Here is a 15,320-nt window from a genome sequence, read left to right on the forward strand (position 1 = left end):
CTCCTCGCTGACTAGCATCGCCAGGGAGGTCCACAACTTAATTTGCGCTTGTTGCGAGCTCAGCGGTATTACTCAGCAGCTGACGGCGGGTTTGCGCTGCCTTAGCCAATCGCTCGAGCACAGCTATAGACGCTTCCCACCCTATGCAGCCATCGGTAATGCTTTGACCGTACTTAAGGGGCTCGCCTTCGACAAGATCCTGACGGCCTTCGTTTAAATGGCTCTCGACCATAACCCCACACACACGCTCGTCACCTGCCTCGATTTGCGCACAAACCTCATCAATCACCAATGGCTGACGACGGTAGTCTTTACTACTGTTTGCATGGCTGGCGTCGACCATGATTCGCGCCCGCAACCCCGCGGATTCCATTTCCTTACCCGTTTTATCCACGCTCTCGGTATCGTGATTAGGAGCTTTTCCGCCACGTAAAATAATGTGGCAATCGGCATTACCTGCAGTAGACACAATGGCGGAATGGCCAGCCTTAGTGACCGATAGAAAATGATGGGAGGAGGCTGCCGCTTTAATGGCATCTACTGCAATACGTGTACTTCCCCCGGTTCCGTTTTTAAAACCGACGGGGCAAGACAGGCCTGAGGCTAATTCGCGATGAACCTGGCTTTCTGTGGTGCGGGCACCAATCGCACCCCAGGAAACCAGATCCGCAATGTATTGCGGAGTAATCATGTCTAGGAATTCACAACCGGCCGGCATGCCCAGGGAGTTAACTTCAAGCAACAGTTCGCGGGCAGTTCGCAAACCAAGATTGATATTAAAACTTCCATCTAGCTTGGGATCGTTAATCAATCCTTTCCAACCTACTGTAGTACGTGGCTTCTCGAAATAAACACGCATGATGATGACCAAATCGTTTTTAAAACGATCGCGCTCAGCAACCAGACGCCTCGCGTACTCAATAGCCGCCTCAGGATCATGAATAGAACAAGGCCCGATAACCACCACTAAACGGTCATCTTTGGCATGCAAAACATTATGCACAGCACGGCGCGTTTCATGCACGGTGGCTGCTACCTCTGTCGAACACGGGAATTCACGCATAACATGCGCCGGTGGACACAGCTCTTTAATTTCCCTGATACGCAGATCATCAGTATTGTGCGACACGATTAAACTCCAGTAGGTTGTGCCAGTTGCGAAAGTGTGCGGCACAAAAAAAGCCGCCCTGCTTTGCTGGCGGCTTTTTCGAGGATTTCGTTTACTATTTTGCGTATGTACGATGTATCCCTTCCTGCGCCAGCGGCTTAGGAAAAGCAAAAAAGTAAAAGAAAAAATAAGCTTGTTGTGAATACATAGTAATTAATCCTAACACAGTAAATAAGGTGACGCAAGATAAAAAACATTAGGATGCCCTACTCTTTTGTTAACGTGAAACGGCGCTTACAGCCCGGCTTTTCTTTGCCTCAGGTTTTTACTATCGCATAACCGTGCCCAATAGCTTCAATCAATATGATTTGTCTCAAAATAATATCGCGTAGTATCATCAGTCAATCAAATCATTCGTACGCTAATGATTTTCGCTACAAATATTTGAAAAAAGGACAGATATGCGTCTCAAAACCCTCTCTTCAGCTCTGACCGCCATCACGGCTACCACCATGCTGACGATCGCAGGAGCAGCTCACGCTTCAACTTTGGAAGAAGTACAGGAACGTGGCGCAGTACGCATTGCGGTCGCTAATGAAATCCCTTACGGCTATATGGACCTGAATGGCGATGCCAAAGGAGCAGGTCCGGATGTAGCTAAAGCCATCATGAAAAACCTGGGTATTGACCGTATTGAATGGTCAACCACAAATTTTGGTTCACTCATTCCCGGCTTGCAAGCCAATCGCTTTGACATTGTTGCAGCAGAAATGGCGATTCTTCCAGAACGGTGTAAACAGGTACTCTACTCCGAACCCAATAGCTCCTATGGCGAAGGCCTGATGGTAGCCAAAGGCAACCCTAACGATATCCATGCTTTCGAAGACTTTAGTGACAGCGATTACAAGATCGCTATTATGGCGGGCGCCGATCAGCTTGAGATGATGCAGGCCCTGGGGGTAGATGAAAGCCGCATGGTAACTATTTCAAGTAATGCCGACGCCATCTCTACCGTGGCCACAGGCCGTGCAGATGCATACGCCGCTACCAGCCTGACTGCCAGCGAACTCGCCTCCAAAAGCGACAAAGTCGAAGTCGCCGCTAACTTTAGCGATCCTATCATTGATGGTGAGCCAGTCCGTAGCTGGGGAGGTTTCGCCTTTGCTCAAAATTCAGAAAGCCTGCGTGATGCGGTTAATGAGGAGCTGAAAAAGTTTAAGGAAACTCAAGAGTGGAGCGATATCCTGTCGAGCTACGGCTTTACTGACGCAGATCTTGAAGCCTCCACCAAGCGCAGCACCAGTCAACTTTGCGAAAGCTAATTTAACGCCATTGCCGCACATCCCCGCCCCGCCACCATTTTTACGTGCGGGGTGAAATTCCCCCAATTGGTCTTATACGCTGAGGCTCTGACGGGGATACGACGGACACAGTTATGGACTGGATGAATTACAGTGGCCCGCTCTTAAGCGGGGCTTGGGTCACCATTAAGCTGACCCTTTACTCAAGCATTTTTGGCACGCTTTTTGCTTTTGCATTCGGGGTCGGCAAACTCTCTCGCAACTGGCTGATCAAATCTATATCAATCGCCTTTATCGAGGTGTTCCGGGGCACCTCGCTTCTGGTTCAACTCTTCTGGCTATTTTTTGCTCTACCGGTACTGGGACAGAGCCTGGGCATTGACCTGCGTCTCCCACCCGTGGTCGCGGGCACTCTGGCACTGAGCCTGAATATAGGAGCCTATGGCGCCGAAGTTGTCAGGGGAGCCATACAGGCAGTTCCCCACTCACAACTCGAGGCCGCCAAAGCCCTGGACTTCACGCCTGAACAAACCATGTGGCGTATCTCTGTTCCTCAAGCCATCCCCGAAATGATGCCAAGCTTCGGGAACCTGGCTGTGCAGAACCTGAAGGACACTGCGCTGGTTTCACTGATCAGCTTAGGCGACCTGGCCTTCAGGGCGGAACAGATACGAAACTATACGCAAGATAGCACCACCATCTACACCTTGCTGCTTTTCATGTATTTCGGCATGGCGCTGGTATTGACGGCCTTTATGAAAATTCTTGAACGATTCACAGGGCGTTGGCGCGCAGGACGGAGCTAATTATGCTATTTGGATATGCATGGGACACTAGCAGCAACTGGGCATTTGCCGTATCGATTTTACCCATCTTGCTACGCGGCCTGATCGTTACCGTACAGGCCACGTTGCTAGGTTTCGTTGTCGCCGCCGTATTGGGGCTGATTTTAGCGGCCTTAAAAAGCGTACGCTTTAAAATCATTTCGTGGCCAGCCAAATTTCTCACCGAATTCATACGCGACACGCCACTGCTGGTGCAGCTGTTTTTCCTGTATTACGTTCTTCCGGACTACGGCCTCGTACTGCCCGCTTTCTTAACCGGGGCACTCGCCCTAGGCGTGCAATACAGCGCCTATACCTCTGAGGTTTATCGGGCTGGCATTGAATCCATCACGCGTGGTCAGACCGAGGCAGCGCACGCACTGGATCTATCGCCTATGCGCACCTTCAGCATCATCATCTTGCCACAAGCGATCCCACGTATCGTACCTGCTCTGGGTAACTACCTGGTGTCGATCATGAAAGATGTACCTATTCTATCGGTCGTATCAGTGCTGGAAGTATTAAATGTCGCCAAGATCATCGGCGATCGTACTTTTAACTATATGGTGCCACTCTCCATGGTGGGCGCACTCTATTTAATAATGACCTTAGTCGCATCCTGGGGTGTACGCTCTTTAGATAAACGGCTACCCAAACGAGGAATACCACTGCAATGAATACCGACCAAAACGATGACGACGCGATTATTCGCTTTGAAAACGTCACAAAAAATTTGGCGACATCACTGTTCTAAACGCTCTCGACTTTCAAGTTAAACGAGGCGAGAAAGTAACCATCATCGGGCCCTCAGGTTCCGGGAAGTCCACGGTCTTACGTATCTTGATGACCCTGGAAAACATCCAGGACGGAGTCATCTGGGTAGCAGGGAAGCCACTTTGGCACGAGTTGAAAAACGACGAACTTGTTGAGGCCAGTGAGAATCACTTGCGAGATATGCGCAAGGAAATGGGCATGGTGTTTCAACAGTTCAATTTATTCCCGCACATGACGGTGAAGCGCAATATCACCGAGGCCCCTGTTCACGTTTTGGGCTTAAGCAAGGAAAAAGCCAACAAGCGAGCCGATGAATACCTGGAGCTGGTGGGACTGTCGGACCAAGCCGATAAGTTTCCAAGCCAGCTCTCAGGCGGCCAGCAACAGCGGGTCGCCATTGCCCGAGCTCTGGCAATGCGGCCTAACATCTTATTGTTTGATGAGCCCACCTCGGCGCTCGACCCTGAACTGGTGGGCGAGGTGCTGAGCGTAATTCAGCGCCTTAGTGAAAAACATGACTTAACGATTTTGTTAGTCACTCACGAGATGCAGTTCGCCAAAGAAATCTCGGATCGCATCTGTTTCTTTGACAAGGGCAAGATTGTAGAAGACGGCAGTCCGGAACAGATTTTTGGAAACCCTCAGGAAGAACGCACCAAAGAGTTTCTCAGCAACTTTATCAACAATGAAAGCAATGGCGCCACCGTCACTTAATCGCAGGCAGCTCACATAAAAAGACCTCATCGATTTTAGATATCGATGAGGTCTTTTTGCAGCTAATACCCGTTACTGGAAACTGAAGAAACTACAACCACACTTTGGGTCTGAATGGCAGGGCTTCAGATGGCGGCTTAACTGTATCCACCATCCCAGCCTTTGCTTCACGATATAACAGCGTCACCCGGCACCACGGCTTCGACGCCTTTACGGGTAGCAATATGCTCGGGACGGGGGTCCAGACCATACTTAGGCTCCTGTAGCACGTTCTCAACACTGTTGTAGACGGTAAAAACGTTAGCACGGGGCCAAGGTGACAAGTTACCCGATGAGGCGTGCATCGTATTGCAATCGAAGAAGACCACAGACCCAGCCTTGGCGCAGACGGGGTGGATGCCCCCGTTGTCCACGAGCAACTTAAGACTGATAGGATCTGGCACGCCCACCTCTTGCTTTTTCAAAGAGCGCTCGTGGTTATTCCGGGGGTAATCCCCTCGCATGCAATAAACTGCTTGTGCGAACCAGGAACCAGCATAAGAGGCCCGTTGCACGCATTATTGTCAGTCAACAAGACTGAGCAGCTCAGGGCCCTCATAGTGGGCATTCCATCTTCTACGTGCCAGGTTTCAAAATCAGAATGCCAGTAGAACTCTTTGCCATTTAAGCCAGGCTTTAAGTTAACCCGGGACTGATGTATATAAACCTCAGAACCAAGGATTTGCCTGGCTACATCCAGCACCCTTGGATCACGCACCAGTTCCTTGATTTTTTCGCTAAGCTTATGCACAAGAAAAATAGAGCGCAGGGCCTGGCTATTAGGCTCGGTGATCAGTTCCTCCCGACCTCGCAGGCTTTCATCTTTACCTAGCCTATCGATTTCGGCGAGCAAATCGTTAACCTCATTCTCGCTGAACAGATCCTCTATTACCAGGAAGCCATCGTTCTCGTAACGACTCAGTTGATCTGCGGTGAGCGCTTGCGCGTAAGTGCCTTCCTCATACACCGTAGGTTCCTGTCGTGCGATGATCGCTGACCCTCTCTCGGTTCTCGATACGTATAAGTCTGCAATCGAGGTGTTCATGATTAGACTCCTTTAATTTGCCGTGCTTTCATCCATAACTAATGGATAGACCCCTTCCTCGTTGTGAACTTCGTTACCGGTCAATGGGGGTTAAATACACAAATTACACGCAGGGGTTCTTTTCCGCCCCGCAGCCAGTGTTCATCGTTTTCATTGAGTGCGTAGACCACACCCGCATGCAGGTCATATTTTTTGCCATCGGCAATGGTTTCAATTTCACCATCGCCCTCAATGCACCACACTGCTTCGAGATGGTTTTGATAATGTATGTGGGTTTCAGTCCCGGGGAAAATGGTGGTTTCATGAAATGAAAACCCCATTCCATCCTTTTTGAGCAATACCCGGCGACTAACCCAGTTCTCGGTAAGAATCTCGTCTGCGGTTCCGATAACGTCTTTGACATTTCTAACGATCATTTTCCTGCTCCTGCGATTTTCACGATTTTTTTACTGTTCTGCTGGGCGAATGCATGCCCCACGCTACGCTCTATGATTTCCAGCCCTTGCTGCAGCTCTTGTTCGCTAATGGTCAAAGCAGGCAATAGCTTCAAGACCTCATCGTGCGCACCCGAGGTTTCGATGACTACTCCTTTTTCGAAACACTGAGCACTGATAGCTGAGGCCAAGCCAGAGCGTGGGGGTGTAACCAGCCCCTGAATCAGCCCGCGGCCTCGAGCACTCAGGCCTGCCTCCGGGTAACTTTGAACGATATTTTCCAGCCAGTCGCCTACGACAGCAGCTTTCGCTTGAGTCTGCTCTTTGAAGGCATCATCACTCCAGTATTCATCCAAGGCGTGCGTAGCAGTGACAAAAGCCAGGTTATTACCCCTGAACGTACCGCTATGTGCTCCGGGCTTCCACTGATCCAGTTCTGGCTTGATCAATACTAATGACATGGGCAGGCCAAAGCCGGACAAGGATTTGGACAGCGTAATAATATCGGGCTGTATGTCCATACCGTCAAAACTGAAGAAGCTGCCAGTACGCCCGCATCCCACCTGGATGTCATCAACGATAAGCAGCATGTCATGACGGCGGCACAAACGCTGCAGCTCTTGCATCCATGCGCGGGTTGCGACATTGATACCACCCTCGCCTTGCACGGTTTCCACAATAACGGCGGCAGGATGATCCAGACCACTGCTTGGATCTTCCAGCATACGTTCAAAGTAAGCGAGCGTGTTTACATCAGGTCCCATATACCCGTCGTAGGGCAAGAATGTCGTATTAGATAAGCCCACTCCGGCTGCGTCCCGAAACTTTCTGTTGGCCGTAGCAGCCAGCGCACCGCAACTTACGCCGTGAAAACCATGGGTAAAGGACACAATGTTCTGTCTGCCTTTTACCTGGCGCGCAAGCTTAAGTGCAGCCTCAACAGCGTTGGTGCCAGTCGGCCCCGTAAACTGCAATACATACTCCCATTTGCGGGGTTTGAATAATCGCTCATCGACGGATTCCAGAAAACGCTTCTTCGCAGTGGTAGCCATATCCAGGCCATGCACCACGCCATCCGACGTTAAATAGTCGATGACTTTCTCTTTTAAAAATGGGTTGTTATGACCGTAATTTAATGTGCCGGCCCCGCTGAAAAAGTCCACATACTCTTTGCCTTGTTCGTCAAAAAGTATGGAACCTTTAGCTTTCTTAAACACAACGGGGAACGACCGAATATAGCCACGGACTTCTGATTCCATCCTGTCAAATATTTTTAAGTCAGTCATTTTTTCTCTCCTTTTTTGAGCACGACTTCCCCTGCGAACCGGAAGTGGTCCGAAAGTTAGCGCTCATTACTTGAATTTAGGGTCTGCTTACTTGGTGACTAGCTAGCCATGAGGCAGAGGCCCAATTCGCAACAGAGGCTCTTCTTCATGAGCATGTTTACCAAAGTGATGCGTTTCGAAAAGTACGTTTTCGTTAAGCGATGTGTTCAGACGCTGAGCCATATTGCTAAACATGGAGCGTGATGCTTGATTATCAGGACTCACGGTGGTCTCTATATACCGAAGCTGCTCCAGACCCGTGCGGGCCAGCAAATGTTGCAGCATACGCTGCCCCAACCCCTGACCCCGCGCATCGGCATGCACGGCCACTTGCCAGATAAATAGCACATCGGTTTGGCTGGGGGGATATAGGCGGATATAAAGCCAACTAGGCGATTTTGATGCTCGACCACAACGCAGGTATTTGCGAAATGCTCGGCTAAAAGCAGATAAACGTAAACAGAATTTACGTCGAGTGGCGGGCACTCTGAGATAAGCTGGTGTATGCGTGCTCCGTCGTCAGGAACGGGAGCACGGAACACCAGCGGGTCTTCGGGTTCGGACTCGCCATTAGGCTTTTTGGATTTAAATTGCGTTTTTCTGCATTTGAGGTTTTTCACACTACCAACCCAGATTCGGGAGGGACACTCCCGATCGGGACCTCCAATATCGGCGACACGGTATCCGAAGTTTCAGTAGCCATTTCAGAATCCGAATCAATTAAACGAACGATGCGCTCCAGCGATAAGGTAATCGTTGCCCGCTCTAGCTCAGGCAAGCTGTTGAGCGCATCAGCGAGTTGCTTTTGCAAGGGTGACGGGGTCTCAAGGGCTAGTTTCTCGCCCGCTGCCGTAGCAGTAATAAACACAATTCGACGATCTTCGCGTCCGCGTTCACGAACAATAAGTTCTTTGTCTTCGAGACGATCCAGAATACCAACCACTGTACTGGGGCTGATATGCATTTCGCGGCTTATCGCTGTGGCCGTCAAAGGGCCTTTCTCGATAACGGTACGCAAGCAGATAAGCTGCGGAGCCGTGATATTACTGCAAGCCGCCAATTGACGAGAATGCAACGCAATAGATCGAGTAATTTTGCGTAAAGCGCGCAGAATGCGCAAATCGTATTCGTGTTCTATGTTCATTTAGGAGACATACATCCAAAGCAAATCTATAATTAGTTAGTACCGAAATCATATGCTGTCTAATAATTTCTGTCAACAACAATAATTAGACACAAAAAAGGGCATTCATTAACAAATGCCCTTTATTTACACCGGTTTAGCCATCTTCAGAAAACGAGCCCCGCCATCGGAGTCTTTAGCTAACGATGGGCTTTTTGAGCCCAAAATTCGTTATACGGTATATCTTAAGCTGTACCGCCCACCGTCAAACCATCGATACGTATAGTAGGCATGCCTACCCCCACAGGTACGCTCTGCCCCTCTTTACCACAAGTGCCCACCCCGGAATCCAGCTCCATATTATTGGCAATCATGCTGACCCGATTCATGGCATCAAAACCATTTCCAATCAGGGTGGCCCCTTTTACTGGCCGTATCAGTTTTCCATTTTCAATTAACCAGGCTTCTGAAGTAGAAAACACAAATTTGCCGCTGGTAATATCAACCTGTCCACCTGCAAAATTCGCAGCATAAATACCATTTTTGACTGAGGCAATAATCTCCTCATGCTCGTGCTTGCCATCAAGCATATAAGTATTGGTCATACGTGGCATAGGCACATGCGCATAGGACTCACGTCTGCCATTCCCCGTTACCTTGCTATTCATGAAACGCGCATTACGACTGTCTTGCAAGTAGCCTTTCAAAATACCGTCCTCGATAAGCACTGTCTTTTGAGTAGGGTTGCCTTCATCATCTACGTTCAGCGAGCCTCGTCTATCGGCCAAGGTTCCGTCATCAATAACTGTCACTCCGCGTGCAGCGACGCGTTCTCCGATACGGCCTGAAAACACGCTGGAACCTTTGTGATTGAAATCAGCTTCCAGGCCGTGCCCCACTGCCTCGTGCAACAAAATTCCCGGCCAGCCCGAACCCAGGACTACGGTCATCTCACCCGCTGGCGCAGGAGTGGCTTCGAGCGACGTAAGTGCTGAGCTGACCGCCCGTTCGACATAGTCATTGATCATCTCATCGCTAAAATAAGCCAGACCATATCGCCCCCCACCGCCTGCACTGCCCATTTCACGACGGCCATTGCGCTCAACGATGACAGACACGGACAAACGAACCAGAGGACGCACGTCAGCCACCATGCGTCCGTCGCTGCCCACCACCATCATGACGTCATACTCGGCTCCCAGGCCGGCCATTACCTGAATGACTGAAGAATCAGCTGCCCGTGCACGCGCCTCTACCCGTCCGAGCAACTCTACTTTCTCACTTGCGCTCAGACTGTTTAAAGGATCATTTTGCTCATAAAGCTGATGCCTGGGCTGAATGTCAGGGCGGGCACTATTAACGCGCACCCGCTTGGTAGCCCCCTGACGGCCGATGCTGCGAACCACATGAGCCGAAGAGAGCAGCGCTTCTTGACTGAGTGCATCGGAATAGGCAAAAGCTGTTTTCTCGCCGCTAAGCGCCCGTACCCCTACACCTTGTTCAATAGAAAAGCTGCCCGCTTTTACTATGCCTTCTTCTAAGCTCCACCCTTCGCTACGGGTATATTGAAAATACAGATCAGCATAGTCAACCTGATGCTCGAAGATTTCGGACATCGCTTTATCGAGATCGGTCTCGGTCAACCCCCAGGGGTCAAGCAAAAGCGATTTCGCGGTGTCTAAGGCTTCAATAGCAGGGTTTGTGATATTCATATATGTAAGATGTCCTTAATGCGACTACATCGTGCGATGTCGTAATGCGGGTAGGCTCTGGCGCACAGAGCTTATCGTGTTTAGATCGAGCTCGCCTGCAGCGTAGCCTGGCCCTTCGGGTACTTTATCGATAATGTCACCCCATGGGCTAATCAGCATTGAATGCCCCCAGGTTCGGCGACCGCTTTCGTGCTTCCCGCCTTGAGCCGGTGCAAGCACATAACATTGGTTCTCAATCGCGCGCGCGCGCAACAAGACTTCCCAGTGTGCCTGACCTGTAGTGTATGTAAAGGCCGAAGGAATAATCAGCAGGTTAATCTCGCCCATGGCCCTGAACAGCTCCGGGAAACGGAGATCATAGCAAACCGCCAGACCCACGCGACCACAAGGTGCATCAAACACCTGCGGGACGGCTTCACCAGGCCGTATGGTGACTGATTCGTCGTAAGACTCGTCACCTTTCTTAAAACCAAACAGATGAATTTTATCGTAGCGCGCCAGTCGCTGGCCCTCGGGGCCGTAAACCAGCGAGCTATTATAAATACGGTTTAAATCCGGACTTTCAAGAGGCAAAGTACCTCCTATGAGCCAAATTTGGTATTTCGTCGCCTGCTCAAACAAAAAACGTTGAACCGGCCCTTCTCCATCTGTTTCCAGGTGCGCCAGCTTATCGCGATCTCGCGCTCCCATAAAACAAAAATACTCTGGTAGCGCCAATAACTTAGCACCTGACTGAACCGCACTTTGTATTAGCTTTTCAGCTTGTAGAAGGTTGGCATTTAAGTCAGTAGAAGACACCATTTGCAGGGCCGCAATTTTGAATGCACTGTTTCTATTACGCAGGTCGCTCAACGATATTTCTTCCTAATTAGTTAGTTCTCGACGGAAACAAAGTAAATTTTCATGTTCCACAAAATCGAGTTAAAATAAATTTAAGGTGGTGATTTAAAAAGCCACATACTGTGAATATAAATAACCGCACACTCACAAAGGAATAAATAATGCCACAAGAGTCGTTTACAACAGAAAAGCAAAAAATTGAAAAAGAAATTCTTAAGCTTCAGCGTAAAATGCGCACACTAAAAACGCGCCAACGCCGTCCGGTTATCAGCTCTATTGTTCGCTCCATGCTTGACTACGACATTAGCCTCGAAGAGCTCTCCGAAGCCTACAACAAGCGTTCTAATAACGAAGCCAAAGCCACAAGCTCGCCTAAAGCCGCCTTGCCTCCCCGCTTTCGAAATTCGGAAACCGGTGACACCTGGACAGGCCGCGGCCGTCCGCCTCGCTGGATTGTCGACGCAGAGGCAAAAGGCAATAGCCGCGACTCATTTCTAATTGAAAAATAATATCACTACCCATAACCATTAATTATCAGTAGCGTAATCGCTAATTAGCGATTACGCGTAAAGCGTACTTCACGTACCTCACCGTTATTACCTGGAAAGCGGTCAAAAACGGCCTGAGATAAATAACTCATAACATCAAGTAAATTATCACCGTCACTAATACTCTTGGCGGTAGAACGATACACTTCTGCATTATTCTGAGCACTATCGTTGATAATTACGGTTAAACGATTTTCCCGATATTGTATGGGCACTGTCACTACTCGCGGGCTATAGATCATACCGCCGCGAAAACCTCCGAAATGTCCGAAGTATCCACCCCATGCCGGGCCAAATGGGCCCATACCGTCAAAATACGGATCACCGTAGCGTTGAACCCAATCTTCTTTCAGTTCGGAACCGTAATTCAGGTGAACCACAAAACGGGCATTGGCGTCCCCTTCAGTCAGGCCGGTAGGCCCTATGGCAGCACGTACCGTATCTGCTAGCGCTTCGTACTCCAGGTTACCTGTCTGATCAGGCTCGGAATGGATGCGATAGGTTTGACCTACAACGTTATCAGGCCAGCGTTGATAGCTGCTGACTTTTGCCGACCAGCTCGAGGCGCAGCCCGACAGCAAAAATAACAAGCTGCAAGCGACCAGAAAATAAGCTGTACTTAAAAACGAACGTTTAGCAAACGGCAACATATGCGCTCCTTTGCCCTGTAATTAAAAGCGGTCCCGTTAAAACCATCATACTCGTGGCTCTTTAACTCAAACAGGGTGTGGGTAGCCGACTCTCAAAATAGTTGCTTCGAGGCCACGCAAGGCATTTAGCCCTTATCGCACTACAATAATACTAATCTTAAATACATTTAGCGATTTACTCATTATGCGTACTGATGTCGGTCACACCATTTATCGCCAGAACTGGCAGCCCTATCCCTACTTGATTGAGCGCGTTGCTCTTCACTTTGAACTGGCGCCTGCAATAACTACGGTAACAACCTGCTTTACTGCCATATCAAAGAACGCTGATCCACAGCCGCTATTGCTGGACGGAGAGGGTCTGACGCTTTTAAGCCTGCGCATTAATGGAAAAGCCCTTGATGAGGCAGAGTATAAAATCGATGCAACATCGCTAACCGTGTATCTGCATCAGCACGAGAACAAAATCGAAATCGTCAATACCTGCACGCCGGATCAGAACACCACCTTGATGGGGCTCTATGTTTCCGGCGAACAGCTCTTTACACAATGTGAGCCGGAAGGCTTTAGAAGAATCACGTGGTTCGCGGATCGCCCTGATGTGATGGCTCGCTACCACGTTACCTTAACAGCCGACAAAAGCGCTTACCCCAGCCTGCTTTCCAATGGAAATTTACTAAGTACCAGACAACTGGATGGCAATAAGCACGAAGCGGTGTGGGAAGACCCCTTCCCGAAGCCTTCTTATTTATTCGCTGTCGTAGCAGGCGATTTTGATTGCCAGGAGCGCACCGTACAGACAGCATCGGGCCGGAGTGTGCTGCTGCAGGTCTACAGCGATAAAGGCGATGGCGATAAAACAGAATGGGCGATGGACAGCCTGGAACGATCATTGCGCTGGGATGAAAATCGTTTCGGACTAGAGCTGGACCTGGACCGCTACATGATCGTCGCCGCGCACGATTTCAATATGGGCGCAATGGAGAACAAAGGCCTCAACGTTTTTAATGCCGCCTACGTGCTGGCCGATCCCCAGACCACTACCGATGCTAGCTATCGTGCCATCGAGGCGGTTATTGGCCATGAGTATTTTCATAACTGGACAGGGAATCGCGTCACATGCAGAGACTGGTTTCAACTGTCTTTGAAAGAAGGTCTGACCGTGTTCAGGGAGCAAGAGTTCTCTGCAGACATGCTCGCTGATCAGCTTGAAGGCGCCCAGGCAGAAAGCGCCAAAGCGGTTAAGCGTATTGATGATGTCAGCACCTTGAGGCTGGCACAGTTTCCGGAAGACGCCGGCCCGATGGCCCATCCCATACGTCCTGAAAGCTACGAAGAAATCAGCAATTTTTACACTGCCACTATTTACGAAAAAGGCGCTGAAGTTATACGAATGCAGCACACTTTGCTGGGCGAAGCCTTATTTCAGGAAGGCATCCGAGAATATTTCGGTCGCCACGATGGCCAGGCAGTTACCTGCGACGATTTTGTCGACGCCATGGACAGCGTTTACCAGTCAGCCAACCCAGGCAAAGACCTGTCGGTTTTCAGGCGCTGGTATTCGCAAGCCGGCACCCCACAGATCCACATTGACGCCGCCTACAGCCCTGAGACCAAAACGTATACGGTTCGCATCAGTCAACAGAATGATGCGGTGGGCATAGAGCGCCTCCGAGATAGCTCTACAAAGCAGCCACTGTTAATCCCTGTCAAAGTGGGTCTGATCGGCCCTGAAGGCGAGGCCTTAAGCTCCACCCTTGAGGGCAAGACAGCAGACGAATTCCTGCTTGAGCTTGATAGCCCGCAGAACTCATGGGTCTTTCACGATGTGGCGCATGCGCCCGTGCTCTCAGTGTTACGCGATTTTTCTGCCCCAGTAAGCGTTTTCATCGAACGCAGTACTCACGAGCTGCGGCTATTGGCCGAGCACGACAGCAATGCCTTTGGTCGATGGGAAGCCGCGCAGTCACTAAGCAAACAGGCAATTCTTAGTGCTTCTCTAGAACCCGGCAGCGAAAAATGCGCAAGTAATCGCAAAGCCGTAGAGCAGGTCTATCGACGCCTGCTCAGTGATGACACTCTGTCAGAAGCATTTTTATCGCGAGTGCTGGGCCTGGCTTCGGTTCGGGAGGTACAAACCTTACATCGCCCGATGCAGCCTATTGCCGTGGCCAATGCACGGCAGGCTCTTCAGGCACATCTAGGCAAAGAACTGGCTGAACACTGGCTGAAAACTTACCATTCGCTTAATCGCCCCAATGAAGCCTATAGTCCTGACGCCCTTTCTGCGGGCCGCCGCGCCTTGAAAAACCTTTGTCTGCAGTATTTGACAGCAGCAAATGTTCCGGGCGCCTACGAACTGGCGATGCAGCAGTACCACCAGGCACAGAACATGACTGATCGCTTTAGTGCATTGCAATCGCTTGTGAATTATTACGACGAGAGTCAGAGTGGCGAGGCCTGCGCCCACTTTTACGAGCGATGGCAACACGACCCCCTGGTGGTCGACAAATGGTTCAGTCTGCAAGCCTGCGCCCCCACCACCACGGTACAATCGCTAAGATCGTTAATGCTGCATCCTGCTTTCACGATACGCAACCCTAACCGCACCAGAGCACTTATTTTTCAGTTCTGCAATAACAACAGCATAGGCGTGCACAATGTGTATGGCTATGAGTTCTGGGCGGAACAAGTGGTGGCACTCGATAAGATCAATCCTGAAATCGCAGCACGGCTGGCTCGCGCCTTCGATAACTGGTCGCAGTACGACGTCCCCTATCGCAGTCAGCTGTACGATGCCCTCTGCCATATACAAGCACACGCAAAATCGGCCAATGTCGCTGAAATTGTGAATAAAGCACTTACTATTTGATTCCCCTGGAG

The 15,320-nt window shown here is 50.1% G+C and carries 12 protein-coding genes and 3 pseudogenes; 6 read left to right on the top strand and 9 right to left on the bottom strand.

Annotated elements, in window-relative coordinates; all coding sequences use genetic code 11:
• Window positions 1-37: 37 nt before the first annotated feature.
• On the bottom strand, window positions 38-1,129 hold the full coding sequence (aroG, locus tag L1889_RS08875; protein ID WP_238664829.1) for a 3-deoxy-7-phosphoheptulonate synthase AroG: 1,092 nt from the start codon (window positions 1,127-1,129) through the stop codon (window positions 38-40).
• Window positions 1,130-1,569: 440 nt separating this feature from the next.
• Here aroG and ehuB point away from each other — a divergent pair, with 440 nt between their 5' ends.
• The 4 genes and pseudogenes from ehuB (at window position 1,570) to ehuA (ending at window position 4,721) form a co-directional block, all read left to right on the top strand.
• A complete protein-coding gene (gene ehuB, locus L1889_RS08880; RefSeq protein ID WP_238664830.1) occupies window positions 1,570-2,430 on the top strand; it encodes an ectoine/hydroxyectoine ABC transporter substrate-binding protein EhuB in 861 nt (286 codons plus the stop codon).
• A gap of 113 nt (window positions 2,431-2,543) precedes the next feature.
• Window positions 2,544-3,215 (top strand): ectoine/hydroxyectoine ABC transporter permease subunit EhuC, encoded by a 672-nt coding sequence (gene ehuC / locus L1889_RS08885; protein ID WP_238664831.1) that lies wholly within the window; start codon window positions 2,544-2,546, stop codon window positions 3,213-3,215.
• A gap of 2 nt (window positions 3,216-3,217) precedes the next feature.
• Window positions 3,218-3,910 carry an ectoine/hydroxyectoine ABC transporter permease subunit EhuD gene (ehuD, locus tag L1889_RS08890; protein WP_238664832.1) on the top strand — a complete coding sequence of 231 codons (693 nt, stop codon included), beginning with the start codon at window positions 3,218-3,220 and terminating at the stop codon, window positions 3,908-3,910.
• A pseudogene (gene ehuA / locus L1889_RS08895) lies at window positions 3,907-4,721 on the top strand (ectoine/hydroxyectoine ABC transporter ATP-binding protein EhuA). Before ehuD ends, ehuA begins: the two are co-directional and overlap by 4 nt.
• A gap of 167 nt (window positions 4,722-4,888) precedes the next feature.
• On the opposite strand, the pseudogene thpD reads toward ehuA, so the two are convergent.
• The 7 genes and pseudogenes from thpD to L1889_RS08930 all read right to left on the bottom strand — a co-directional run bounded on the left by thpD (window position 4,889) and on the right by L1889_RS08930 (window position 11,251).
• Window positions 4,889-5,805 (bottom strand): annotated as a pseudogene (thpD, locus tag L1889_RS08900) (ectoine hydroxylase).
• Window positions 5,806-5,817: 12 nt separating this feature from the next.
• A pseudogene (locus L1889_RS08905) lies at window positions 5,818-6,221 on the bottom strand (ectoine synthase).
• A complete protein-coding gene (gene ectB / locus L1889_RS08910) occupies window positions 6,218-7,525 on the bottom strand; it encodes a diaminobutyrate--2-oxoglutarate transaminase (RefSeq protein WP_238664833.1) in 1,308 nt (435 codons plus the stop codon). The pseudogene L1889_RS08905 and the gene ectB overlap by 4 nt, the downstream one beginning before the upstream one ends.
• A gap of 102 nt (window positions 7,526-7,627) precedes the next feature.
• Window positions 7,628-7,912, bottom strand: coding sequence for a GNAT family N-acetyltransferase (locus L1889_RS08915; RefSeq protein WP_238664834.1), 285 nt, complete (start codon window positions 7,910-7,912; stop codon window positions 7,628-7,630).
• 268 nt (window positions 7,913-8,180) lie between these two features.
• Entirely contained in the window at window positions 8,181-8,708 is a 528-nt protein-coding gene (locus L1889_RS08920) for a MarR family winged helix-turn-helix transcriptional regulator (RefSeq protein WP_238664835.1), read from the bottom strand.
• A gap of 224 nt (window positions 8,709-8,932) precedes the next feature.
• Complete coding sequence (gene tldD / locus L1889_RS08925) at window positions 8,933-10,399, bottom strand: metalloprotease TldD (protein WP_238664836.1); 1,467 nt, start codon at window positions 10,397-10,399, stop codon at window positions 8,933-8,935.
• Between the two features lie 24 nt (window positions 10,400-10,423).
• A complete protein-coding gene (locus L1889_RS08930) occupies window positions 10,424-11,251 on the bottom strand; it encodes a carbon-nitrogen hydrolase family protein (protein WP_238664837.1) in 828 nt (275 codons plus the stop codon).
• A 149-nt stretch (window positions 11,252-11,400) separates the two neighbouring features.
• Between L1889_RS08930 and L1889_RS08935 the strand changes: the two genes are divergently transcribed.
• On the top strand, window positions 11,401-11,748 hold the full coding sequence (locus L1889_RS08935) for an H-NS histone family protein (protein ID WP_238664838.1): 348 nt from the start codon (window positions 11,401-11,403) through the stop codon (window positions 11,746-11,748).
• A 44-nt stretch (window positions 11,749-11,792) separates the two neighbouring features.
• Here L1889_RS08935 and L1889_RS08940 read toward each other — a convergent pair whose 3' ends face one another.
• Window positions 11,793-12,437 (bottom strand): DUF4136 domain-containing protein, encoded by a 645-nt coding sequence (locus L1889_RS08940; protein WP_238664839.1) that lies wholly within the window; start codon window positions 12,435-12,437, stop codon window positions 11,793-11,795.
• A 184-nt stretch (window positions 12,438-12,621) separates the two neighbouring features.
• Between L1889_RS08940 and pepN the strand changes: the two genes are divergently transcribed.
• A complete protein-coding gene (gene pepN, locus L1889_RS08945) occupies window positions 12,622-15,309 on the top strand; it encodes an aminopeptidase N (RefSeq protein WP_238664840.1) in 2,688 nt (895 codons plus the stop codon).
• The last annotated feature ends 11 nt before the right edge of the window (window positions 15,310-15,320 follow it).

Source organism: Paenalcaligenes niemegkensis (assembly GCF_022230885.1).
Lineage (GTDB): Bacteria > Pseudomonadota > Gammaproteobacteria > Burkholderiales > Burkholderiaceae_B > Paenalcaligenes > Paenalcaligenes niemegkensis.